The sequence below is a fragment of the Mucilaginibacter sp. P4_D1 genome, assembly GCF_056401935.1.
In genome coordinates, this window is the sequence record NZ_JBFUIJ010000072.1 from 1 (window position 1) to 20,818 (window position 20,818).

A 20,818-nucleotide genomic window follows, 5' to 3' on the forward strand; every position below is an offset into this window, starting at 1 on the left:
GAGTCTATCTTAAACTTCTTCGACAGAGTCTATCTTAAACTTCTTCGACAACAGAAGTACAAATGCTTCAGCCGAATCATTTAATGCTAAGGCAAAAGCTTTTAGAGCTACTTTAAGAGGAGTAAGAGATACTACTTTCTTCCTATTCAGGCTTGCCAAAATATATGCCTGAGGATCGCCCCCCCAACTTTTCCGACTGATCCTAAATCATCAATTCAGTAATTCAATAATTAAAAACTACCAGCCTCCTTTAAATCCCTCTGTCAGCGCGTGTTTATAGCCTTCCAGATCAAACGAATAGAGGTAGGGTGCTTTATGGGCGCCTCCTTTACGGGGCTGTTCTGCCCGGTTAAGGATACCGAAACCCAAAATCCGGCGCTGAAAGTTGCGGCGATCCAGTTTCTTATCCAGGATGGTTTCGTATAGTTTTTGCAACTCGGGCATAGTAAACTCCTTTGGCATCAGGTTATAACCAATAGGCTGATAGTTTAATTGCAATCGCAGGGTATCTAAAGCAGTTTTAAATATCAACTCGTGGTCAAGTTCAAGTTTGGGCATATCATCCATATCCCGCCAGCCACATAATTCCGAAAAACGATCGGCCTGCGGTGTTACCTCAAAAAAATCAACCAGCGCGTAATACCCTATAGTTAAAAAGCGGCCCGAAAACCAGTTTTTCTCGGCTGGCAGCATGCCATCATACATATCATTGTGAACTTTTGACCTGTCGGGATCGCCAAACACGTGAAATTGTTGCAGAAATATCTGGTCGAGACCGGTACGTTCTTTTAATATCCGGTTGGCAGCCATTTCAATAGGTTCGCGCTTAAGCACAAAGCCACCGGGGAGGTACCATTTTTCTTCGCCAATATTTTTTAGCAACAGTACTTTCATTTGGCCTTCGTGAAAGCCAAAAACAACACAATCAATAGAAATATGCTCAAGGTAGTTTTTACGGGCCTCGTCGCTATACTCAATAAGTTCTTCTCTGGTCAACATTTTTGCTATTCTACAAAAATACTTTGATTATTTAATTATAATAATTACAATTGTGTACTTTATACACAATCATTTTGTTGTTGTGTTATAGCCAATTATAAGCGATGATCTTTAATTAATTAGTTTAGTAAGGGCTTAATCACGCTTTTACCTATCCAAATTTGGTTAATCAGTATCCTTACAACGTAAATTTAAAAAATGAACAAATATTTTTCAACTCAACTTATAGCCAGGGTTATTCCGCTTTGCGTAGCGTTGTTACCTTTTAACAAGGTGTTGGCTCAAAACAAAACCGAGGATGCCAAAATGGATGTTTTTGTGAGCGGTTTGATGAAAAAAATGACCCTCGACGAAAAGATAGGACAGTTAAACCTGGTAACCATTGGTGCACCAACCACCGGATCGGTAGTTAATAAAGGTGTAGAGGATAAAATAAAAAAGGGCGCTATTGGCGGCGTTTTTGGAATTTGGGGAGTCGATCATACGAAAGAAGTGCAGGAAGCAGCCGTTAAAAATTCCCGGTTACACATTCCGCTAATTTTTGGGTTGGATGTTATCCACGGCCATCGCACTATTTTCCCAATTCCTTTGGGCATGTCGGCAACGTGGGATCTTGATCTGATCAAACAATCGGCACATATTGCAGCAAAAGAGGCAACCGCCGAAGGCTTAAGCTGGGTGTTTTCGCCCATGGTTGATATAGCGCGCGATGCACGCTGGGGCCGCATATCCGAAGGTGCCGGCGAAGATCCGTGGTACGGCGGGCAGGTGGCAAAGGCTATGGTACAGGGTTACCAGGGCGCCAGCCTGAAAAATGCCGATGCGGTTATGGCCTGCGTAAAGCACTTTGCTTTATACGGCGGTGCCGAAGCAGGCCGCGAGTACAATACTGTTGACATGAGCCGAATTAAAATGTACCAGGATTACCTGCCGCCTTACAAAGCGGCCGTTGATGCGGGTGCAGGTAGCTTCATGAGTTCATTTAATACGGTTGATGGTGTGCCGGCAACGGCTAACCAATGGTTGCTTACCGACTTGTTGCGCAACCAATGGGGCTTTAAGGGCTTTGTAGTATCAGACTATACCGCCGTTAACGAAATGGAAGCCCACGGCCTTGGAAATTTGCAAACGGTATCGGCCCTTGCGTTAAAAGCAGGGCTGGATATGGATATGGTTGGCGAGGGATTTTTAACCACATTGAAAAAATCATTACAGCAAAAAAAGATATCCCAGTTTGAAATTGACCAGGCTTGCCGCCGGGTTTTGGAAGCCAAGTATAAATTGGGTTTGTTTGATAACCCGTACAAATCAATGGATGCTGCGCGCGAAAAAACGGATGTAATGTCTGAGGCGAATCTTTCTGCTGCCAGAGAAATTACCAAACGTTCATTTGTATTGTTAAAGAACGATAAGCAAACGCTGCCGCTTAAAAAAACGGGCAGCATAGCGCTTGTGGGCCCGTTGGCCAATAACCAGCGTGATATGCTTGGCACCTGGATTTTGGCCGGCGAATGGCAAAAATCAATCAGCGTAATGCAAGGGATTAAAAACGTTGTTGGCGATGGCGTAACTATCAATTATGCTAAGGGATCAAACATTACCGAGGATGCCGAATTTATAAAACGCCTTAATTTTGGCCCCGGAATGGTTACTGTTGATCCTAAACCTGCCGATGAACTTTTGAAGGAAGCCATCGATGCCGCCAATAAATCAGATGTGATTGTAGCGGTGGTAGGGGAGTCCCAAAGTATGTCGGGCGAGTCATCCAGCCGGTCGGATATTGATATCCCGGAGCCGCAAAAAAACATGCTAAAGGCGTTGTCTAAATTAGGTAAGCCAATGGTTATTGTGCTGTTTAACGGCCGTCCGCTTACTTTAACCTGGGAAAACGACCATGCAAGCGCTATCCTTGATGTTTGGGCACCAGGTACTGAAGCAGGGAACGCCATTGCTGATGTTTTATTTGGGCGGTATAACCCATCGGGAAAAATTACGGCTACCTTTCCGCGCAGCGTTGGGCAGATACCTATATATTATAACCACAAAAACACCGGTCGACCATACAGCAGCGGGCCAACCAAGTTTAAATCAAACTACCTGGATATTTCTAATGATCCGCTTTATCCTTTTGGGTATGGCTTAAGTTACACAACTTTTGGCTACAGCGATGTTAAGTTGAGTAAAGCCACGCTTAAAGGCAACGAAACGCTAACCGCAACTGTTACAGTTACCAATACCGGCAAATATACAGGCGAAGAAGTTGTACAATTGTACATCAACGATCCTGTTGCAAGTATCAGCCGTTCGGTTAAAGAGTTGAAAAACTTTAAAAAGATTAGCCTGCAGCCGGGCGAAGTTAAAGAGGTAAGTTTTACGATTACACCCGAGCAACTAAAGTTTTACAACAGCCAGCTTAAGTACGATTGGGAACCAGGCAAATTTGTAGTTGAGGTAGGTACAAACTCAAGCGATACCCATTCGGCATCGGTTTGGTGGAACAAATAGCAGCTACAAGTTTTAATATAAATTATAAAAAATAATATATAAGGCTGAAGCTACAGGTAGTTTAGAAAACTAATTCTACCTTATAAAAGGCACTGTGCATTTTTAATGCACGGTGCTTTTTTGCTTAGGGAACGAGTTTTTGATCGATTTTTCCAACGTTTTATAATTCGATAAATGTTGGCAGAACATTTATTATATTATTTATAAATGTTTGTATTACAGTTGTAAGTCGGTAAAATAATAAATGTTGTAGTGACATTATTACAAAATCATGATGATATTTTAACACTAAGCCAGCTTTACTATTGTAACATTCGTATAGCATCATTCCGATAAAAAAAATGAGGTTTAGCTCTTGCAACATTAAACATATACCCATAAAGTGTGGTATCGATTGCATTTTACCAGGGGCGCTGCTATTTTGGCTTTGCAAAATTTATAAACAAGCCCATGGTTTATTAATGATTTATTAATAAAATATTCACAATTTGTAATTTTAACGCCATTTGGGTTCTATAAATAATTAATTTGTAAATCTGCATTTTTCACTTGTGTAAACAATACACTCTCTTTACATTAGTTGCATAGCCAATATAAATTTCTGGAACGCCAGAAACCATACAAATTCTGATAGTATTATAACATAGTTCACGTACACTTAGTTTTTAAGCAGCGTGAAACCAGGGTAACGGGGATAAATTAAATTTGTTACAGGAAGTTCATATATGATAAGACTTTTACATTCCAACATTTTAAAATMTTCAAATTTTACCGGTAAGCATTATGCTGCCAAGCCTCATGATTTTTTTGTTCTCACCAAAAAAATCATAACGAGGCATGTTATAGTTCAACTGCAAACTTAAATAAACACCAAAAACCGCCCAAGATCTTAAATCAAATATATTAATCAACTAAATCTCAATCTCATGTTTAAAAGTTTACTCCTAAAGGGAAGATTCCTTGGCGTGCTACTATGCTGCCTCGTATCTTCATTGGTAGTTACAGCCCAAACAAAGTACAAAGGTAAAGTTATCGGCAGCGATGACAAATTACCGATCATCGGAGCGTCAGTACGCATCCAGGGATCTACTACAGGCGCAGTAACTGATGTTAACGGTGAATTCACCCTTACATTAAGCCCGGGCCAAACGCTTGTGGTTTCGTACATTGGCTATCAAAGCCAGGAAGTTAAAGTTGGTGCAAGCACTACTTTAACTGTTACACTTGTTGCAGGCAGCAATGCACTAAACGAGGTGGTGGTAACGGGTTACGGTTCGCAACGTAAAAAAGACATCACCGGTTCGGTGGCTGTTGTTAACGTTGCCAACTTAAAAACAGTACCAGGCGGCCAGGCAGCAGCATTATTGCAAGGCCAGGCAGCGGGTGTTACCGTAATCAACAACGGTCAGCCAGGTAGCGGAAGCTCGGTGCGTGTACGTGGTATTACATCAACAGGTAACTCCGATCCATTGTATATTATTGATGGTGTGCAAGGCAATTTTAATGATGTTAACGCAAACGACATTGAATCTATCCAGGTACTGAAAGATGCTGGTTCTGCTGCCATCTATGGTGTTCAGGGTTCAAATGGTGTTGTTGTAATCACCACTAAAAAAGGTAAATCAGGCCGCGCTGTTATCAGCTATGATATGTATTACGGAAGCCAAAAACCACTTAAAAATGGCTTTAACCTTGCGGGTACCCAGGAATATGCAGAAGCTCTTCAAAAATCAGTAGGTAGTGTTCAATTCCCAGGTACTTCGGTTACAATTCCTGATTATATTACGCCAACGGCAACAGCATCTGGTGGTGCTAATACCGATCCTGCTACTTATAACATCAATAGTAACCAGATCACCAAAGCCAACAAAACAGGTACCGATTGGTTTCATGAGGTATTTAAATCTGCCCCTCAAACTTTCCACAACATTACGGCAAGCGGCGGTAGCGATAAATCAAGCTATTTGATGTCTGTTAATTACCTTAATCAACAAGGTACTTTGCTTAACACTTACTTAAAACGTTATGCATTGCGTGTTAATACAAATTTTGCTATTGGTGATCACATTCGTGTAGGCGAAAACGCTTATATGTTCTTTAAAAGCAACCCAACAATTGGTAACCAAAACGAGGGTAATGCTATATCATATACTTACCGTGAGCCGCCTATTATCCCGGTGTATGACATTAAAGGCAATTTTGCAGGTACAAAATCAGCGGGTTTAGGTAACTCGTCAAATCCTGTTGCGGTACAAACCCGCGCTAAAGTAAATCAAGGTAATGACTGGCAGATGGCTGGTAACGTGTTTGGAGAAGTAGACTTCCTGAAGCACTTTACTGCCCGCACGCAATTTGGCGGTACTTTTGATAATTACTACTTCCACTCTTTTAACTATACTGCTTACGAAAACGCAGAAGGTAACACTAACCCCAATAACTACACCGAAGGTGCAGGCTACAACAGCACATACTTGTGGACTAATACGTTAAATTATAACCAAAAATTTGGCAAACACGATGTTAAAGTGTTAGTAGGTTCAGAATCAAACAAGGTGTATAATCGTGGTTTACAGGCAGGAAGATCAAATTATAGTGTATCAACCGATCCTAACTATGTGGATTTGGATACTGGTTCGCCGTCTGGTCCAAGTAACCAGAATATCAACATCTATTATAGAACCATTTATTCAGTATTTGGAAAAGTGGACTACGCTTTCAATGACAGGTACCTGTTAAGTGGTACTTTGCGTCGTGATGGTGCTTCTGTATTCTCTTCTGCCCACCGTTATGGTGTGTTCCCGTCGATAACTGCTGGTTGGAGGATTTCGCAAGAATCGTTCATGAAAAATATCAGCTGGTTAAACGATTTAAAATTACGTGGTGGTTGGGGTAAATTAGGATCATTGAACAACGTAAGTATCACCAACATTACTAACCTTTATGCAGCAGGCCCGCAAAACTCTTATTATGATATTACAGGTTCTGGTAACAGTGCTGTGTTAGGTACTTACGCAGCTTCATTAGGTAACACTAACACTACCTGGGAAGAAGATAAAGTAACCAACTTAGGCTTTGATGCAACTTTGTTAAACAATAAATTAGAGATTGGTTTCGAGGTTTACAAAAAAGAAATCAGCGGCTTACTTTTCCAGAACCCAGCTTACAACCCGCTTGGTGGTGCAGCTCCAGCTTATAGCAACTCCGGTAATATCAGCAACAAGGGTTTTGACTTTAATATCACCTACCACGGTAACGTTGGCAGCGATTTTAAATATGACATAACAGGTAATATTACTTCATACAAAAGCCGTGTTGTTGCCTTGCCTCCAGGTTTAAAATATCAGGACAGAAATAGTTCTGGTTCAACCCGTATTGGTAACTTCACCAGGTTACAGCCAGGCCAGCCATTAGGCGAGTTCTTTGGTTATGAGGTTTTAGGTTTATTCAGGGACGCTGCAGATGTAACTGCTTCTCCAACCCAGGAGAGTGCTGCACCGGGTTTTTTCAAATATAAAGATGTAAATGGTGATGGTAAAATAACTTCGGATGATAGAACTTTCTTTGGTAACCCAAATCCGAATTTCACTTATAGCTTTACTTTAAACACCAACTACAAGAATTTTGATTTGAATGCATTCTTCTACGGTTCACAAGGTAACAAAAACATTAACTACATTAAATACTGGACAGATTTTCCACAAGTATTTAAAGGAAACGTTTCTAAAGGAATCATAGCTAATTCATGGACACCAACTAACCAGAATGCTACAATCCCTGTGTTAACTGCCGCTGCAAACTTTAGTAACACAGCTGTATTTAACTCTTACTACATGGAAAGTGGCTCATACCTGAGATTAAAAACTTTAACATTGGGTTATAGTATTCCAGGTGTACAGCTTAAAAAAGTTGGCCTTTCAAGATTGAGAGTGTATGTACAGGCAGTTAACTTGTTTACCATTACTAAATACAAAGGTTTAGATCCTGAAATTCAGCCATCTGCGTTGGGAGATAATAGTAACTTTGGTATCGACTTTGGTAACTACCCAGCTAACCAAAAAACTTATTTATTAGGTGTACAGGCTACATTTTAACAATATTTTAATAGATTAAAATCATGAAAAAATTTCAATTAAAATTAATCATCCCACTGTGTTTACTGCTGATATGTGCAGTATACGCGTGCCAGAAAAAAGGCTTTTTAGATAAGCCAGCGCTGGGTAGAATTGATCCGGTACTTCTTGCAAATAAGGCGGGTGTCGAAAGCTTATTGATAGGTGCTTATTCAGAATTGGATGGTTACGGCGGTGCCGGTGGTGGTCAATCAGCAGCCCCTTCAAACTGGATGTTTGGAAGTATTACCGGTGGAGATGCCTACAAAGGTTCCGATCCATCAGATGGTGCGGCCGATCAAACTCCGGTAGCAACATTTAATCTGCCCGCTACAAATAGCTTTATAACAGGTAAATTTGCGGCTCTTTACGATGGTGTACAGCGTTCAAATGATGTTTTGCGTGGTATTCCTAACGCAAAGGATCTTACTGCTGATGACATAAAAAGAATAAGTGGCGAAGCCAGGTTTTTAAGAGGCTATTTTTATTTCGAGTTACGTCGTAACTTCTTTATGGTTCCTTATGTAGATGAAACCACTACTAGCGATGCGGTTTATACCACTAAAAACGATAAGGATATTTACCCGATGATTGAAGCTGACTTTAAATTTGCAGCCGACAATCTTCCGGAAACTCAGCCTCAAAAAGCCCGTGCAAATAAATATGCTGCAATGGCATACCAGGCAAAGGTTTTTATGGCCGAAGCTAAATATACTTCTGCATTGCCTTTATTGACTACTTTAATGGCAAGCGGCGAAACTGCAAGTGGCGCAAAATACGCTTTGAACGACCACTTCCAGCAAAACTTTAGCCCGGAAGCAGGCCAAAAAAACAGCGCCGAATCAGTATTTGCTGTTCAGGCATCTGTGAATGATGGATCATTGGGTAATAATAGTAACCAAGGTGATAACCTTAACTTCCCTTACAACGGTGGTCCTGGTGGTTGCTGCGGTTTCTTTAACCCATCGCAATGGCTGGCTAACTCTTACAAAACAGATGCTGTAACCGGTTTACCGCTGTTAGATGATTTCAACTCGGCACCTGCTGTAACTGATGTAACCTACACTGGTACATTAGATCCACGTATTGATGTTACTATGGGCCGTAAAGGTATTCCTTATCTTGACTGGGGTCCACACCCTGGTGATGCATGGATTCGTAACCCAGGGTCTGATGGTCACTTCAGCCCTAAAAAGAACGTGTATTCAAAAAGCGAAGTTGGTACTAACACAAGTACAGAAAATACCTGGACTTCTGCTTTGAGTACTTCGAACAACGTGAATTTAATCCGTTACTCAGATATCCTGTTGTGGGCTGCTGAATGCCAGGTTGAAGCAAACAATCTTCCAGCTGCAATGGCACTTGTTAACCAGGTACGTACCCGTGCCGGCATCAAAAGCGGATGGGTTTATTTGAACTCGCCTTACGATGCTTCAAAATCAATTTATACCGTTCAAACTACGGCGGCAGCTAATTACAAAGTTGGCCTTTACACTGTGTTTGCCGATCAGGCTTATGCACGCAAAGCCGTACGTTTTGAGCGCAAAATTGAGTTAGCTATGGAAGGCCACCGTTTCTTCGACTTACAACGTTGGGGCAGCGCTTACCAGACTGCTGAGATGAATACTTTCTTTGCGAGCGACAAATCAATTGATATTACCCTGAAAGATGCTAAATTCACTCCTAACAAGAGCGAGTACCGCCCAATCCCTCAGGCACAAATTGATATTGCTAACGCAAAGGGCCCAATCATTTTAAAACAAAACCCTGGTTATTAATTTTTGATAACCGGTTCGATTATTCTAATTTAGGTGGAGATAATTGTCTCCACCTTTTTTTATAGCCTACTGTCCAAAATTCATGAAGTATACCTACATATTTATCAGCCTGCTTGTGTCTTTATCGGCTTGTAAAAAGTCGGCGCTTTTTCAACAGATACCCTCGTCGGCATCGGGTATTACTTTTAGTAATACCATTGTTGAAGATGATAAAATAAACCCCCTTACCAAGCTTAACCTTTACAACGGGGGCGGGGTAGGTATAGGAGATTTTAACAACGATGGCTTGCAGGATATTTATTTTGTTGCCAATACACTTTCAAACAGGCTGTATCTTAATAAAGGAGATATGAAGTTTGAGGATGTAACCGCAAAGGCGGGGGTTGGTGGCAAAGGAGGCTGGGGCAGGGGAGTTGCTGTTGTTGATATTAATAACGATGGCCTTGCCGATATTTACGTTTGTAACACCTTGCTCGACGATTCTGTTAAGCGTACTAACTTGCTATACGTAAACCAGGGTGTTGGTAAAGATGGTATACCCGTTTTTAAAGAAATGGGCAAAGAGTACGGCCTGGATATTAAAGTGCACTCGACCATGGCGTCGTTTTTTGATTATGACAACGATGGCGATCTGGATATGTATGTTACCGTAAATGAAGCTTTAGCCAGCGATAATCAAAGCACTTTTAGGCCTACCATAAAGGATGGCAGTCACAAAAGTACTGGCAGGCTTTACCGTAATGATTGGAATGCTGCGCTTAAACATCCTGTATTTACCAATGTATCGAAACAGGCGGGAATAACGATTGAAGGCTACGGGCATGCCACAACTATTGTTGATATAAATAAAGACGGCTGGAAAGATATTTATGTTACCAACGACTTTCTACCGGATAATATACTGTACATCAACAACGGGGATGGTACTTTTACAGACAGATCAAAAGAATATTTTAAGCATACTTCATTTAGTGCCATGGGGCAGGATTTTGAAGATGTTAACAACGATGGGTTGGTTGATGCATTTGAGGTTGATATGAACCCCGAAGATAATTTTCGTAAAAAGATGTTTATGCCGGGCAATAATTACCAGGTATTTCAAAATTTTGACCGCTATAACCAACAATACCAGTATACACGCAATACCTTACAAATAAATAAGGGCCCGCGCCTGGGCCAAAATGATTCAATAGGCGCACCAATTTTTAGCGAAGTCGCTTTTTTAAGTGGCGTTGGCCAAACCGACTGGAGTTGGGGGCCAATGCTTACCGATTTTGATAACGATGGCCTACGCGATCTGATCGTTACTAATGGTTATCCGCGCGATGTAACCGATCATGATTTTATTACTTTCAGGAACCGGGCTTTTGCAATCGCGTCAAACAAACAGATCCTTGATCAGATTCCGATTGTAAAAATACCAAACTATGCATTTAAAAATACCGACGGGTTGCAATTTACCGATGTAACTAAAGAGTGGGGCCTTGGCGCACCATCATTTTCAAACGGGGCGGCTTATGCCGACCTGGATAATGACGGAGCTATGGACATGATTATCAATAACATTGATGACGAAGCCTTTGTTTACAGGAATACAGCCCGTGACAAAAATAAAACCGGCAACAACTATTTACACATACAATTTAAAGGAGGCCCGCAAAACCTTGGCGGTATTGGGGCATTTGCCAATATTTATTACAACCACGGCCAGCAGCAGGTATATGAAAACACGCCGTATCGTGGCTACCTGTCTACCATCCAAAATATAGCCCATTTTGGCTTGGGTAATGTATCCCAGGTAGATTCTGTTGTAATCAGTTGGGACAACGGAAAAAAACAGGTACTAAAAAATGTAACGGCCAACCAAACCCTTAAAGTAAGCATGGCCGATGCAAGGGAGCCTTATTCATTTAAACTTCCTGTCCAAAACACAGGCGCGCTATTCCGCGAGATAACAAAATCGGCCGGCATTACCTATAAGCACCAGGAAAAAGATTATATCGATTTTAACGTTCAAAAATTAATACCTCATAAATTATCGCAATATACCCCTGCAGTGGCAGTTGGCGATGTAGATGGCAATGGTTTTGATGACATGGTAATTGGCGGTACAACTTTATACCCGGCACAATTATTATTGCAGCAAGCCAATGGTAAGTTTATCCAGCGCAATTTGCTGCCACAATCAAAAACAAAGCTCCCTGCTTTAAACCCAATGGATATGGGTTCATATTTGGCCCAGGTAGCGGGTAATAAAGATGAAGGCATACTATTGTTTGATGCCAATGGCGATGGCCATCCTGATTTATATATTGCCAGTGGCGGGTTTGAAACCCAGCCAGGGTCGACCAATTACCAGGATAGGTTTTACCTGAATGATGGCAAGGGGAATTTTATACTACAGCCAGATGCATTGCCCAAAAACCTCACCAGTAAATTGTGTGTAAAGGCGGTTGATTTTGACCATGATGGCAAGCTCGATCTTTTTGTATCTGGCCGTGTTGATCCGTGGAATTATCCTAAACCGGTATCCAGCTTTATTTTGCGTAACGACAGTAAAAATGGTGCTATCAAATTTACCGATGTGTCCGCAGCAGTGGCCCCTGCGTTGAAAAATATCGGACTGGTATGCGATGCTACCTTCACCGATTTTAATAATGACGGCTGGCCCGATTTAATACTTACCGGCGAATGGATGCCTATTACCTTTTTGAAGAATGACAAAGGTGTATTTAAAAACGTCACAAGCAACACAGGAGTAGCCGATAAATTAGGGTGGTGGAATACCATTGCCGCCGGCGATTTTGATCATGATGGTGATATTGACTACATTGTAGGTAATACGGGATTGAATACTTTTTACAAAGCATCAGACCAATACCCTATTTATATAACGGCTAAAGACTTTGATAACAATGATAGCTATGACGCTTTCCCATCTGTGTTTTTAAAAGATCAGGATGGTGTGAAGCGGGAGTTTCCGGCATTTGGGCGCGATGATATTGTAAAGCAGATGATTAGCATGCGTATCAAATTCCAAAATTACCACTCTCTTGCTGTAGCGCCCATGGATTCTGTAATCACCCCAAAAATGCGTGAAGGTGCAATCCGGTTAAAAGTAAACTACCTGCAATCGTGCTATTTGCGCAATGATGGCGGTGGTAAATTCACCATAATACCGTTACCAATTGACGCCCAGCAATCCGAACTTTGCGGCATCACCGTTGATGATTTTGACGGTGACGGTAACCTTGATGTAGCCCTGAGCGGCAATGATTACGGTACCGAGGTTGCAACAGGGCGGTACGATGCATTTAACGGGCTGTTGCTTAAAGGCGATGGTAAAGGAGGTTTTAAGCCTTTAAGTATTTTGCAAAGCGGCTTGTTTATACCTGGCGATGGCAAAGGCCTTGTTAAGTTAAGAAGCGCAAAGGGTAGCTATCTGCTGGCGGCAACACAGAACCGCGATGCACTGAAGTTATTTGAACTTAACCGCAGTGTTAAAACGGTTGCTTTACAACCATTAGACGCTTTTGCGACCATCAAATATAAAAATGGAAAAATGACCAGGCAGGAGTTTTATAATGGAAGTTCTTTCTTGTCGCAGTCAGGCAGATTCTTTAATATTGAAAGCAATATGGCATCAGTAACCATAACTGATAGCTATGGCCACCAACGAACCGTTCAGCTTAATTAATTACTTGTTTATGAGATGTTTTAAAATATTTTTAGCCGTTACATGTTTATTTTTGATTTATAGTTGCGGGCAAAAAAAAACAACGCCCTTGTTAAAAGATGCTGATGTGCTACATAATAACGTTGACCAGTTAACGCAGGTGATTATTTATGATGTCTTTACACCTCCGGTTGCAAGCCGTATTTACGGCTATACCACATTGGCGGCTTACGAAGCTGAGCGTTACGCTGATACCAGTTATAACTCAATAGCAGCCCAGTTAAAAGGCTTTGGCAAACCGCCTAAGCCCAACAAAGATTTTAAATACAATTTTACACTGGCTGCAACCAAGGCATTTTTTACAGTATCACACAAAATCACTTTCTCGGTAGATACCTTGCAGAAATATGAGGATAAGGTTTATGCTATGTACAAGGATAATCTTGATGATTCTACTTATTCCCGCTCAATAGCTTTTGGCGCCCAGGTAGGTAAATTCATCCTGAAACGTGCATCGGTTGATAATTATCCGCAAACCCGTGGCAAACCTCGCTTTTTGGGTAACGATGGCCCTGGTCAATGGCGCCCAACTGCGCCAGATTATCTTGACGGCGTTGAGTTTTGTTGGGGTACTATGCATACATTTGCCGTTGATACTTCAACACAATTTAAATTGCCGCCGCCGCCTGCCTTTAGCGACGACAAAAACAGCCCTTATTTTAAGCAGGTTGTTGAGGTGTATGAATTAAGCAAACACATAACACCCGAGCAAACTACCATTGCCCGTTTTTGGGATGATAACCCCTTTGTAATTCAGCACAACGGGCACATGATGTTTGCCAATAAAAAGATAACACCCGGTGGCCACTGGATTGGCATTACGGCTATTGCCTGTAAACAAACCCATTCCGATGTTATAAAAACCGCGCAGGCTTATGCGCTTACTTCTATTGCCTTATTTGACGCATTTATAAGCGGGTGGCAGGTTAAATACCAAACCAACTACATCAGGCCGGTTACGGTTATTAATGATAAAATTGACCATGATTGGCTGCCCATGCTGCAAACGCCACCGTTTCCTGAATATCCAAGCGGGCATAGCGATATCAGCGCTGCATCGGCGGTGATGCTTACTCACTTATTTGGAGATAATTTTGCTTACCAGGATACCAGCGATTTAAAATATATAGGGATGCAGCGCCATTTTGATTCGTTTTTAAAAGCATCTGACGAAACATCGATAAGCCGTTTTTACGGCGGTATCCACTATCGGAACAGTGTTGACCAGGGGGCTGTGCAAGGCCGACAGGTTGGCGAATACATCTGGAAGAAACTTAAACTTAAAAAATAACGGTACTTAACGCTTTATATGCATTTTAAACCAAAATACCTGGCTACTACTTACCTGCTTTTATTTACAGTTTTATTATCATTTGCTACGTTGATTTATGGTTGCAAACCCAAAACAAATCAGCCTTATAAGTTAACCGGTAATGTAAAGTTAGATGGCGAAAACCTGGTACAATTAAAGTGTACAAGATGCCATGCATTAACACCCATAAATACTTTGCCAAAGGATGTTTGGATAAATCACGTGTTGGTAAGTATGGCGCCTATGCTAAAAATTTCCACCTACGGAGGTCAGTTTTTTAAGCAGGATGCTAAAGACACTACCGGCGCAAGTATACTGGAGTGGCTGGCTATTGTTAATTATTACAAAAAGCTTGCACCTGATACGCTGTTGCCCGCCAAAAAACCTGCGCCGTTGGTTGAAGACTGGGCCGGGTTTACTTTAAAAAAGCCTTCGCCTTTTAATTCAACCAGTTTTACCACCGCCATAAACTATAACACGGCCACCAAAAAGTTGTACAGTGCCGATGCCGTTAACGAAAAATTATATGGTTGGGATAGTAATTTAAAAGCCGATTCGCTGGCATCGCTGCCTTCGGCGGGTGTTGATATTAGCTTTGATAAAGAAGCAGGCGGTAACATAGGTTTTGTATCGGCCATTGGTCGTATGGCGCCAATTGATTTCCCTAACGGGAAAATTGTGAAGCTTGATCTTGACGCCAAGGACGTTAACGCCTCCGAAACTTACATAGCATCAGATTTGCCCCGACCGGTGCAAACCATTGTAGGCGATTTTAACAAAGATGGCCTGAACGACGTAGTAGTATGCGGGCAGGGCGATAAGAAGGGCGGTGTTTATCTGTTGGTTCAAAATAAGGACAAAACTTATACCCAACAATCTATTTTGAATAAAGCAGGATCGGTACAGGCTTTAAAAGGTGATTTTAATAAGGATGGATGGCCCGATGTGATGGTTTTAACGGGCACAGGCGACGAAGGCCTATGGTTGTTATTAAATGACCACAAAGGCGGATTTACGACGAGAAAACTGCTTACTTTCCCGCCAACGAACAGTTCGACCAGTTTTCAGTTGGTTGATATGGATCACGACGGTAACCTTGACCTGGTTTATACCTGCGGTTATAATTACCATGATTCGCGCATTTTAAAGCCATACCATGGCCTGTATATTTTTACCAACGCGGGTAATTGGAGTTTTAAACAGCAGTATTTTTACCCGATAAATGGGTGTACCAAAGCAATTGCCACTGATTTTGATGGAGATGGCGACGTTGATATTGCAACAATAGCATTTTTTGCAGATATGCAAAATACACCACAGGAGGAGTTTATTTATTTTGAACAAAGTAAGCCCTTTGATTTTAAACCACACGCCGTACCAGTAAGTAAGTACGGCCGCTGGATGTGTATGGAAACAGCCGATTTAAATAACGATGGTAAGCTTGATATTATATTGGGTAATTACGCTGATGGGTTTAAATTCATCCATGGCCTGCAACCGCAATGGGATAGGAATTTGCCGCTGATTGTGCTTGAAAACCATACAAAAAAATAGGGTTTACTATAATAAATTATATAATAAGCGTCTATCTTCAAAGCTTTGAAAACTGCTTCGGAAAAAGGGATAAGTGTAAATGATTAATAAACAAAAGTTTTTTTTCCATTCATTAATCATAGTACTATTTGCTGCGCTCACGCTGTGTGGCGGTTGCAATAGGGATAATGGGCAGGCAGACGATGAAAGGTACATTGAGGAGGGCAAGCAATTGGCTCAAAAACGCTGTTCCACCTGTCACCAGGCGCCAGATGCATCTTTGCTTGATAAAGCAACATGGGATAAAGGTATTTTGCCCGCCATGGCGCCTAAGTTTGGTGTAAGGCCCTTTATGGGCGACTACCTGGTATACTCATCGTCGGCCATATCAAACGCCGATTGGCATAAGATTGTAATGTATTACAAAAGCGCGGCGCCCGATAAATTGGTTATCCCTAAACCCAATGCAGTGAAAGATTGGGCTATTTTTAGCTTAAAGCGGCCGGCAAAGGCAGATACTACCGATGGTATGGCCATGACAACCATGGTTACTTTTAACCCCAATGATAAAAGTTTTTATACCGGCGGAGCAGGTGATAAGCTATATAAATGGGATAGCGACCTCAACGCCACAGTTGTGAAAAAATTCCAGTCGCCGGTAGTTGATGCGGACTTTTTTAAAACGGCTGCAAATCCTAATGGCGCTATTATTACCAGTATTGGAGTATTACCCCCTAATGATCAGCTTAAAGGGAAACTGATCAGTCTTAACCTTAACAGTAGGCGGAATAGCAAAGATTCGGTTTTAATCACCGATAGCTTGCCCAGGCCGGTAAAAAGCGCTTACGCAGATTTTAATAAAGACGGTTTGATGGATTATGTATCCTGCGGATTTGGCCACAATAAAGGCGGTTTATTCCTGGTTCAGCAGCAACAGGCTCATCAATTCACAAAAAAAATCATCAGGGCAATACCGGGGCCAAGCCAGCTTTATATTGATGATTACAACCATGACGGCTGGCCCGATATTGTATGCCTGTTTGCCCAGGCTGATGAGGGTGTGTGGTTGTTCCTGAATGACAAAAAAGGAGGGTTTACTACTCAAAATCTACTGCGTTTTCCATCTGTGTATGGATCAAGCAGTTTCCAGTTCATCGATTTTAATAACGATGGTAAACCCGACATTTTGTATACCTGTGGCGATAACAATGATTACTCGCCTATATTTAAACCCTATCATGGGGTATATATTTTCACCAACCAGGGCAACTGGAAGTTTAAGCAAACTTATTTTTATCATATCAATGGCTGCTCGAAAGCGATAGCCACAGATTTTGATCATGACGGCGATCTTGACCTGGCCGTTATCGCTTTCTTCCCCGATTTTAAATACCATCCCACTGAAGGTTTTACCTACCATGAACAAATAAGTTCAGGCAAATTTAAAGTGCACGAGATCCCGGTTAACCCTTATGGCCGCTGGCTTGCAATGGACGTGAACGATATTGATGGCGATGGCAACATGGATATTGTTTTAGGTAATTTTTCGGTAGGTGCAAAAGGACTTATCAACCAAAAAGATTACAATCCAAACTGGGACATGTATTCTCCAATCACTGTATTGCACAATACCGCTAAAAAGAGGCCCTGAAAGTTGTATTTGTATCATTTGTATGATAAAATGATAAATAAGTACAATATCATCCTGCCGATTGTTAATTAGTTTTACCGTTGTTATTTATTGCCCAACGGGTGTTTCTATGCCTATTTATTGAATGGCTGGTGGGCATTCCTGTTAAAAAATCATTATGATGAAAAAAACTATTAATGCGGTATTTGGTGTTGTAGCAGCCTGCGTTTTGCCCGCCTTTTTGTCGGCCCAAACGGCCCCCGTAAAGCAGGTTAAACTTGTTAACTTTGATTTGCAATCTTCGGCGTTGATTAACGCCGGCGGTGCCGAGTTGTCAAGTATTCAATACCATTCGCCGGTTTACTGGTTCCCGGTTAAAGTGCCTTCAACCGTGTTAACGGGGTTGGTAGCCAATAAAATATATCCCGATCCTTACCAGGGGTTAAATAATATGCTGATACCGGATGCATCAGATCAGTTTAATAAAGAGTACAACCTGGAGCAATACAGTCATTTACCCAATGATCCTAATCCATGGAAAAAGCCCTACTGGTACCGTACCACATTTAAAGTTTCAGCGGCAGATAAGGGCAAACAATTTCAGTTAATATTTAAGGGCATTAACTACCGTGCAGCAGTGTATTTAAACGGTAAACAAATTGCCGATAGCACCCAAATGGCAGGCATGTTTGCCGAGCACAACCTGGATGTAAGTAAAGCCATCAATGCAGGTGGCGAAAATGCTTTAGCAGTAAAGATATATCCCTTAGACTATGCTGGTTATCCTGCAAAGGAACAGTTAAAAGCCCTTGGCCCATTCTACGAAAACGGCGGCCCAACCGGTGATATTGGCAAAAATGTAACCATGCTTTGCTCGGCCGGCTGGGATTGGATTCCCCCCGTTCGGGATCGTAATATGGGTATCTGGCAACCGGTTTTTTTACGTACTACGGGCGCAGTTACTATAGGAAGGCCAAAATTGGTAACCGATTTACCAAACCTGCCCGATACAAGTATTGCTAAGTTGTCTTTAAAACTTACTTTATCAAACAATACATTGGTTGCTAATGCGGGTAAGCTAACCATCAGCATAAAACCCGAAAACTTTGCAGGACTACCTGTGCAGTTTACGCAAGCGGTTTCCGTTGCTGCAAAATCGGGTATTGCAGTTGATTTGAACGCGGATCAGATTAGTCAGCTGGTTATTCACCAGCCTAAATTATGGTGGCCCAATGGCTATGGTAAGGCCAACTTATACCGCATTCGCCTGCAATATGCCGATGCTAAAGGTATAAGCGATGATACTACTTTTGTTTTTGGGGTGCGCACGGTATCGTCAAAAGCAGAAAAAGTGAATGGCTTTGTACGGCGGCAATTTTATGTAAATGGAAAGCTGGTACATTTAGTAGGCGGTGCATGGGTACCCGATATGATGGTAAACCGCGATTCAGCCCGGTATGATTACGAGATGCACCTGTGCCGAAATGCCAACGTTAACCTGGTGCGTATTTGGGGCGGTGGAGTTACCGAACCTGATGCGTTTTGGAACGCAGCCGACAAATATGGCCAGATGGTATGGTCGGATTTTTGGATCACCGGCGACACACAGGGCGAGTTTAAAGGTTCGCCGGATTGGCCTTTGGAAGGCAACGTATTTACCAAAAATGTTCAGAGTACTATTTATCGTATCCGCAACCACCCAAGCTTATTAGTTTGGACTGGGGGTAACGAAGGCCATGCCCGTAAGGAATTGTACGATAAAATGCGTAACGATATTATTGAGCTGGATGGCACCCGTCCGTTTATACCAAGTTCATCGGGCTTTGCAAAGCTGCCCGAAGGCTGGAAAGGCTCATGGCCGGACGATATGCCATCGGGTGTATACAGCGGTGGCCCGTATGCCTGGAAAGATCCTAAAGACTATTACAAGCTGGCCAACCTGGCTCATGATTGGGTATTTAAAGACGAAACCGGTTTGCCGTCGCAGCCGCCTTATACCACGCTGCCAAAAATAATTCCCAACCTTACCTGGGACAAAACTTTGCCTTTCCCCTTAAATAATACCTGGGGGTATCATGATGCTGCCACTGGCGCGGGGCAGTACGATAAGTACTACGACGAAATGGTAAAGCGCTATGGCGCACCCAGCAGCATTGTCAACTTTTCGGATAAGATGCAATTTCTGAACTACATTGGCTACCAGGGGATTTTTGAGGCCGATGGCCACAAATTGAACGAAACCGGTGGTGTTATGCTCTGGAAACTGAACGCTGCGCTCCCCAGTGTTATCTGGCAAATTTATGACTGGTACCTGGAGCCAAACGCGGGCTACTACAGCATGCAAAACGCCTGCGAGCCCGTGCATATCCAATATAACTACGATAATTCGAGCGTGGCTATTATTAACCGCACGCACCATGCAACAGGTAGTTTAATTGCGACAGCCGATGTTTTTGACATCGATAGTAAGCTCATCAAATCTATTAAGTTAGATCATGTTGGTTTGGCTACAAACGGTGTGCAGGAAATTATTCAGCTTAAGGATGTCTTGGCAGGTACACAAGGTGTAAGCTTTGTAATACTTAACCTGAAAACTTCAACCGGCAAAGCGGTGTCGCACAACGCTTACTGGCTATCTGCAACTGACGAATTTAAAACGCTTAACGATATGAAGCATGCACAGGTAAGTGCCAAAATTGTTAAAAGAGAAAAGGGTGCTGTAGAAAGCAAGTGGACCGTTCAGTTCACCAACACCTCAAATAAACTGGCATTCTTTGTACGCCCCCAACTGATGAAAAACGGCGAAGAAATTATGCCAAGCTACTGGACAGGTAACTATTTTACCCTGGCCCCGCATGAAAGCATAACCCTATCGGTAACTGCCCCGGCGGCCAAATTAGGTAACGTAACCCCAACCATATTGCTGGAAGGCTGGAATTTAGATAAGCAAACTATTGCCCTGGCCTCAAAATAATATAAACATTGCTTAAACAGATATAATTGCCAAAAATAGTTGGTAGAATCTTTGTAATCGACTGTAATAAAGGAATATACATCAAGCAAATTGAAATCGGTTTCAATTTGCTTTTTTTGTTATATGAAATCGTCAAAAAAAGGCGTGTTTGACCTGTAAGAGCACGGATGTAATAAAGTGGGGCAAGCAGAATAAAAAACAGCGATATAAGTGTAAATCATGTGGGCAATTGTTTATTCGGC

At 42.0% G+C, this 20,818-nt stretch carries 11 protein-coding genes; 10 read left to right on the forward strand and 1 reads right to left on the reverse strand.

Features of this window, described 5'->3' with window-relative positions:
• Window positions 1-31 precede the first annotated feature (31 nt).
• Window positions 32-172, forward strand: coding sequence for a transposase (locus tag AC1DV1_RS29700; protein ID WP_477365006.1), 141 nt, complete (start codon window positions 32-34; stop codon window positions 170-172).
• Between the two features lie 65 nt (window positions 173-237).
• Here the strand turns inward: AC1DV1_RS29700 and AC1DV1_RS29705 are convergent, their stop codons facing one another.
• Window positions 238-999, reverse strand: coding sequence for an NUDIX hydrolase (locus AC1DV1_RS29705; protein ID WP_477367870.1), 762 nt, complete (start codon window positions 997-999; stop codon window positions 238-240).
• A 198-nt stretch (window positions 1,000-1,197) separates the two neighbouring features.
• Between AC1DV1_RS29705 and bglX the strand changes: the two genes are divergently transcribed.
• From bglX to AC1DV1_RS29750, 9 genes are all read left to right on the forward strand, one after another.
• On the forward strand, window positions 1,198-3,504 hold the full coding sequence (gene bglX, locus AC1DV1_RS29710; RefSeq protein ID WP_477367873.1) for a beta-glucosidase BglX: 2,307 nt from the start codon (window positions 1,198-1,200) through the stop codon (window positions 3,502-3,504).
• A gap of 926 nt (window positions 3,505-4,430) precedes the next feature.
• Window positions 4,431-7,595, forward strand: coding sequence for a SusC/RagA family TonB-linked outer membrane protein (locus AC1DV1_RS29715; protein WP_477367876.1), 3,165 nt, complete (start codon window positions 4,431-4,433; stop codon window positions 7,593-7,595).
• Window positions 7,596-7,618: 23 nt separating this feature from the next.
• Complete coding sequence (locus AC1DV1_RS29720; protein ID WP_477367881.1) at window positions 7,619-9,391, forward strand: RagB/SusD family nutrient uptake outer membrane protein; 1,773 nt, start codon at window positions 7,619-7,621, stop codon at window positions 9,389-9,391.
• A gap of 82 nt (window positions 9,392-9,473) precedes the next feature.
• Window positions 9,474-13,088: a VCBS repeat-containing protein gene (locus AC1DV1_RS29725; protein ID WP_477367885.1), complete on the forward strand. Its 3,615-nt coding sequence runs from the start codon at window positions 9,474-9,476 to the stop codon at window positions 13,086-13,088.
• Window positions 13,089-13,176: 88 nt separating this feature from the next.
• Window positions 13,177-14,418 (forward strand): vanadium-dependent haloperoxidase, encoded by a 1,242-nt coding sequence (locus AC1DV1_RS29730; RefSeq protein WP_477367888.1) that lies wholly within the window; start codon window positions 13,177-13,179, stop codon window positions 14,416-14,418.
• A gap of 18 nt (window positions 14,419-14,436) precedes the next feature.
• The gene (locus AC1DV1_RS29735; RefSeq protein ID WP_477367892.1) at window positions 14,437-15,993 is read left to right on the forward strand and encodes an FG-GAP repeat domain-containing protein; all 1,557 of its coding nucleotides are present in this window, start codon (window positions 14,437-14,439) and stop codon (window positions 15,991-15,993) included.
• Window positions 15,994-16,072: 79 nt separating this feature from the next.
• The gene (locus AC1DV1_RS29740) at window positions 16,073-17,623 is read left to right on the forward strand and encodes an FG-GAP repeat domain-containing protein (protein ID WP_477367895.1); all 1,551 of its coding nucleotides are present in this window, start codon (window positions 16,073-16,075) and stop codon (window positions 17,621-17,623) included.
• Window positions 17,624-17,780: 157 nt separating this feature from the next.
• Complete coding sequence (locus AC1DV1_RS29745; protein ID WP_477367898.1) at window positions 17,781-20,576, forward strand: glycoside hydrolase family 2 protein; 2,796 nt, start codon at window positions 17,781-17,783, stop codon at window positions 20,574-20,576.
• A 148-nt stretch (window positions 20,577-20,724) separates the two neighbouring features.
• Window positions 20,725-20,818, forward strand: a 94-nt coding sequence (locus AC1DV1_RS29750) for an IS1/IS1595 family N-terminal zinc-binding domain-containing protein (protein ID WP_477367901.1), incomplete at its 3' end; no start/stop codon positions are given.

Bases quoted from the DNA above. Each gene is read 5' to 3' on its own strand.
- AC1DV1_RS29705 (WP_477367870.1), bottom strand. From the start codon at position 999: ATGTTGACCAGAGAAGAACTTATTGAGTATAGCGACGAGGCCCGTAAA.
- AC1DV1_RS29740 (WP_477367895.1), top strand. From the start codon at position 16,073: ATGATTAATAAACAAAAGTTTTTTTTCCATTCATTAATCATAGTACTA.
- AC1DV1_RS29735 (WP_477367892.1), top strand. From the start codon at position 14,437: ATGCATTTTAAACCAAAATACCTGGCTACTACTTACCTGCTTTTATTT.
- AC1DV1_RS29715 (WP_477367876.1), top strand. From the start codon at position 4,431: ATGTTTAAAAGTTTACTCCTAAAGGGAAGATTCCTTGGCGTGCTACTA.
- AC1DV1_RS29720 (WP_477367881.1), top strand. From the start codon at position 7,619: ATGAAAAAATTTCAATTAAAATTAATCATCCCACTGTGTTTACTGCTG.
- AC1DV1_RS29745 (WP_477367898.1), top strand. From the start codon at position 17,781: ATGATGAAAAAAACTATTAATGCGGTATTTGGTGTTGTAGCAGCCTGC.
- bglX (WP_477367873.1), top strand. From the start codon at position 1,198: ATGAACAAATATTTTTCAACTCAACTTATAGCCAGGGTTATTCCGCTT.
- AC1DV1_RS29725 (WP_477367885.1), top strand. From the start codon at position 9,474: ATGAAGTATACCTACATATTTATCAGCCTGCTTGTGTCTTTATCGGCT.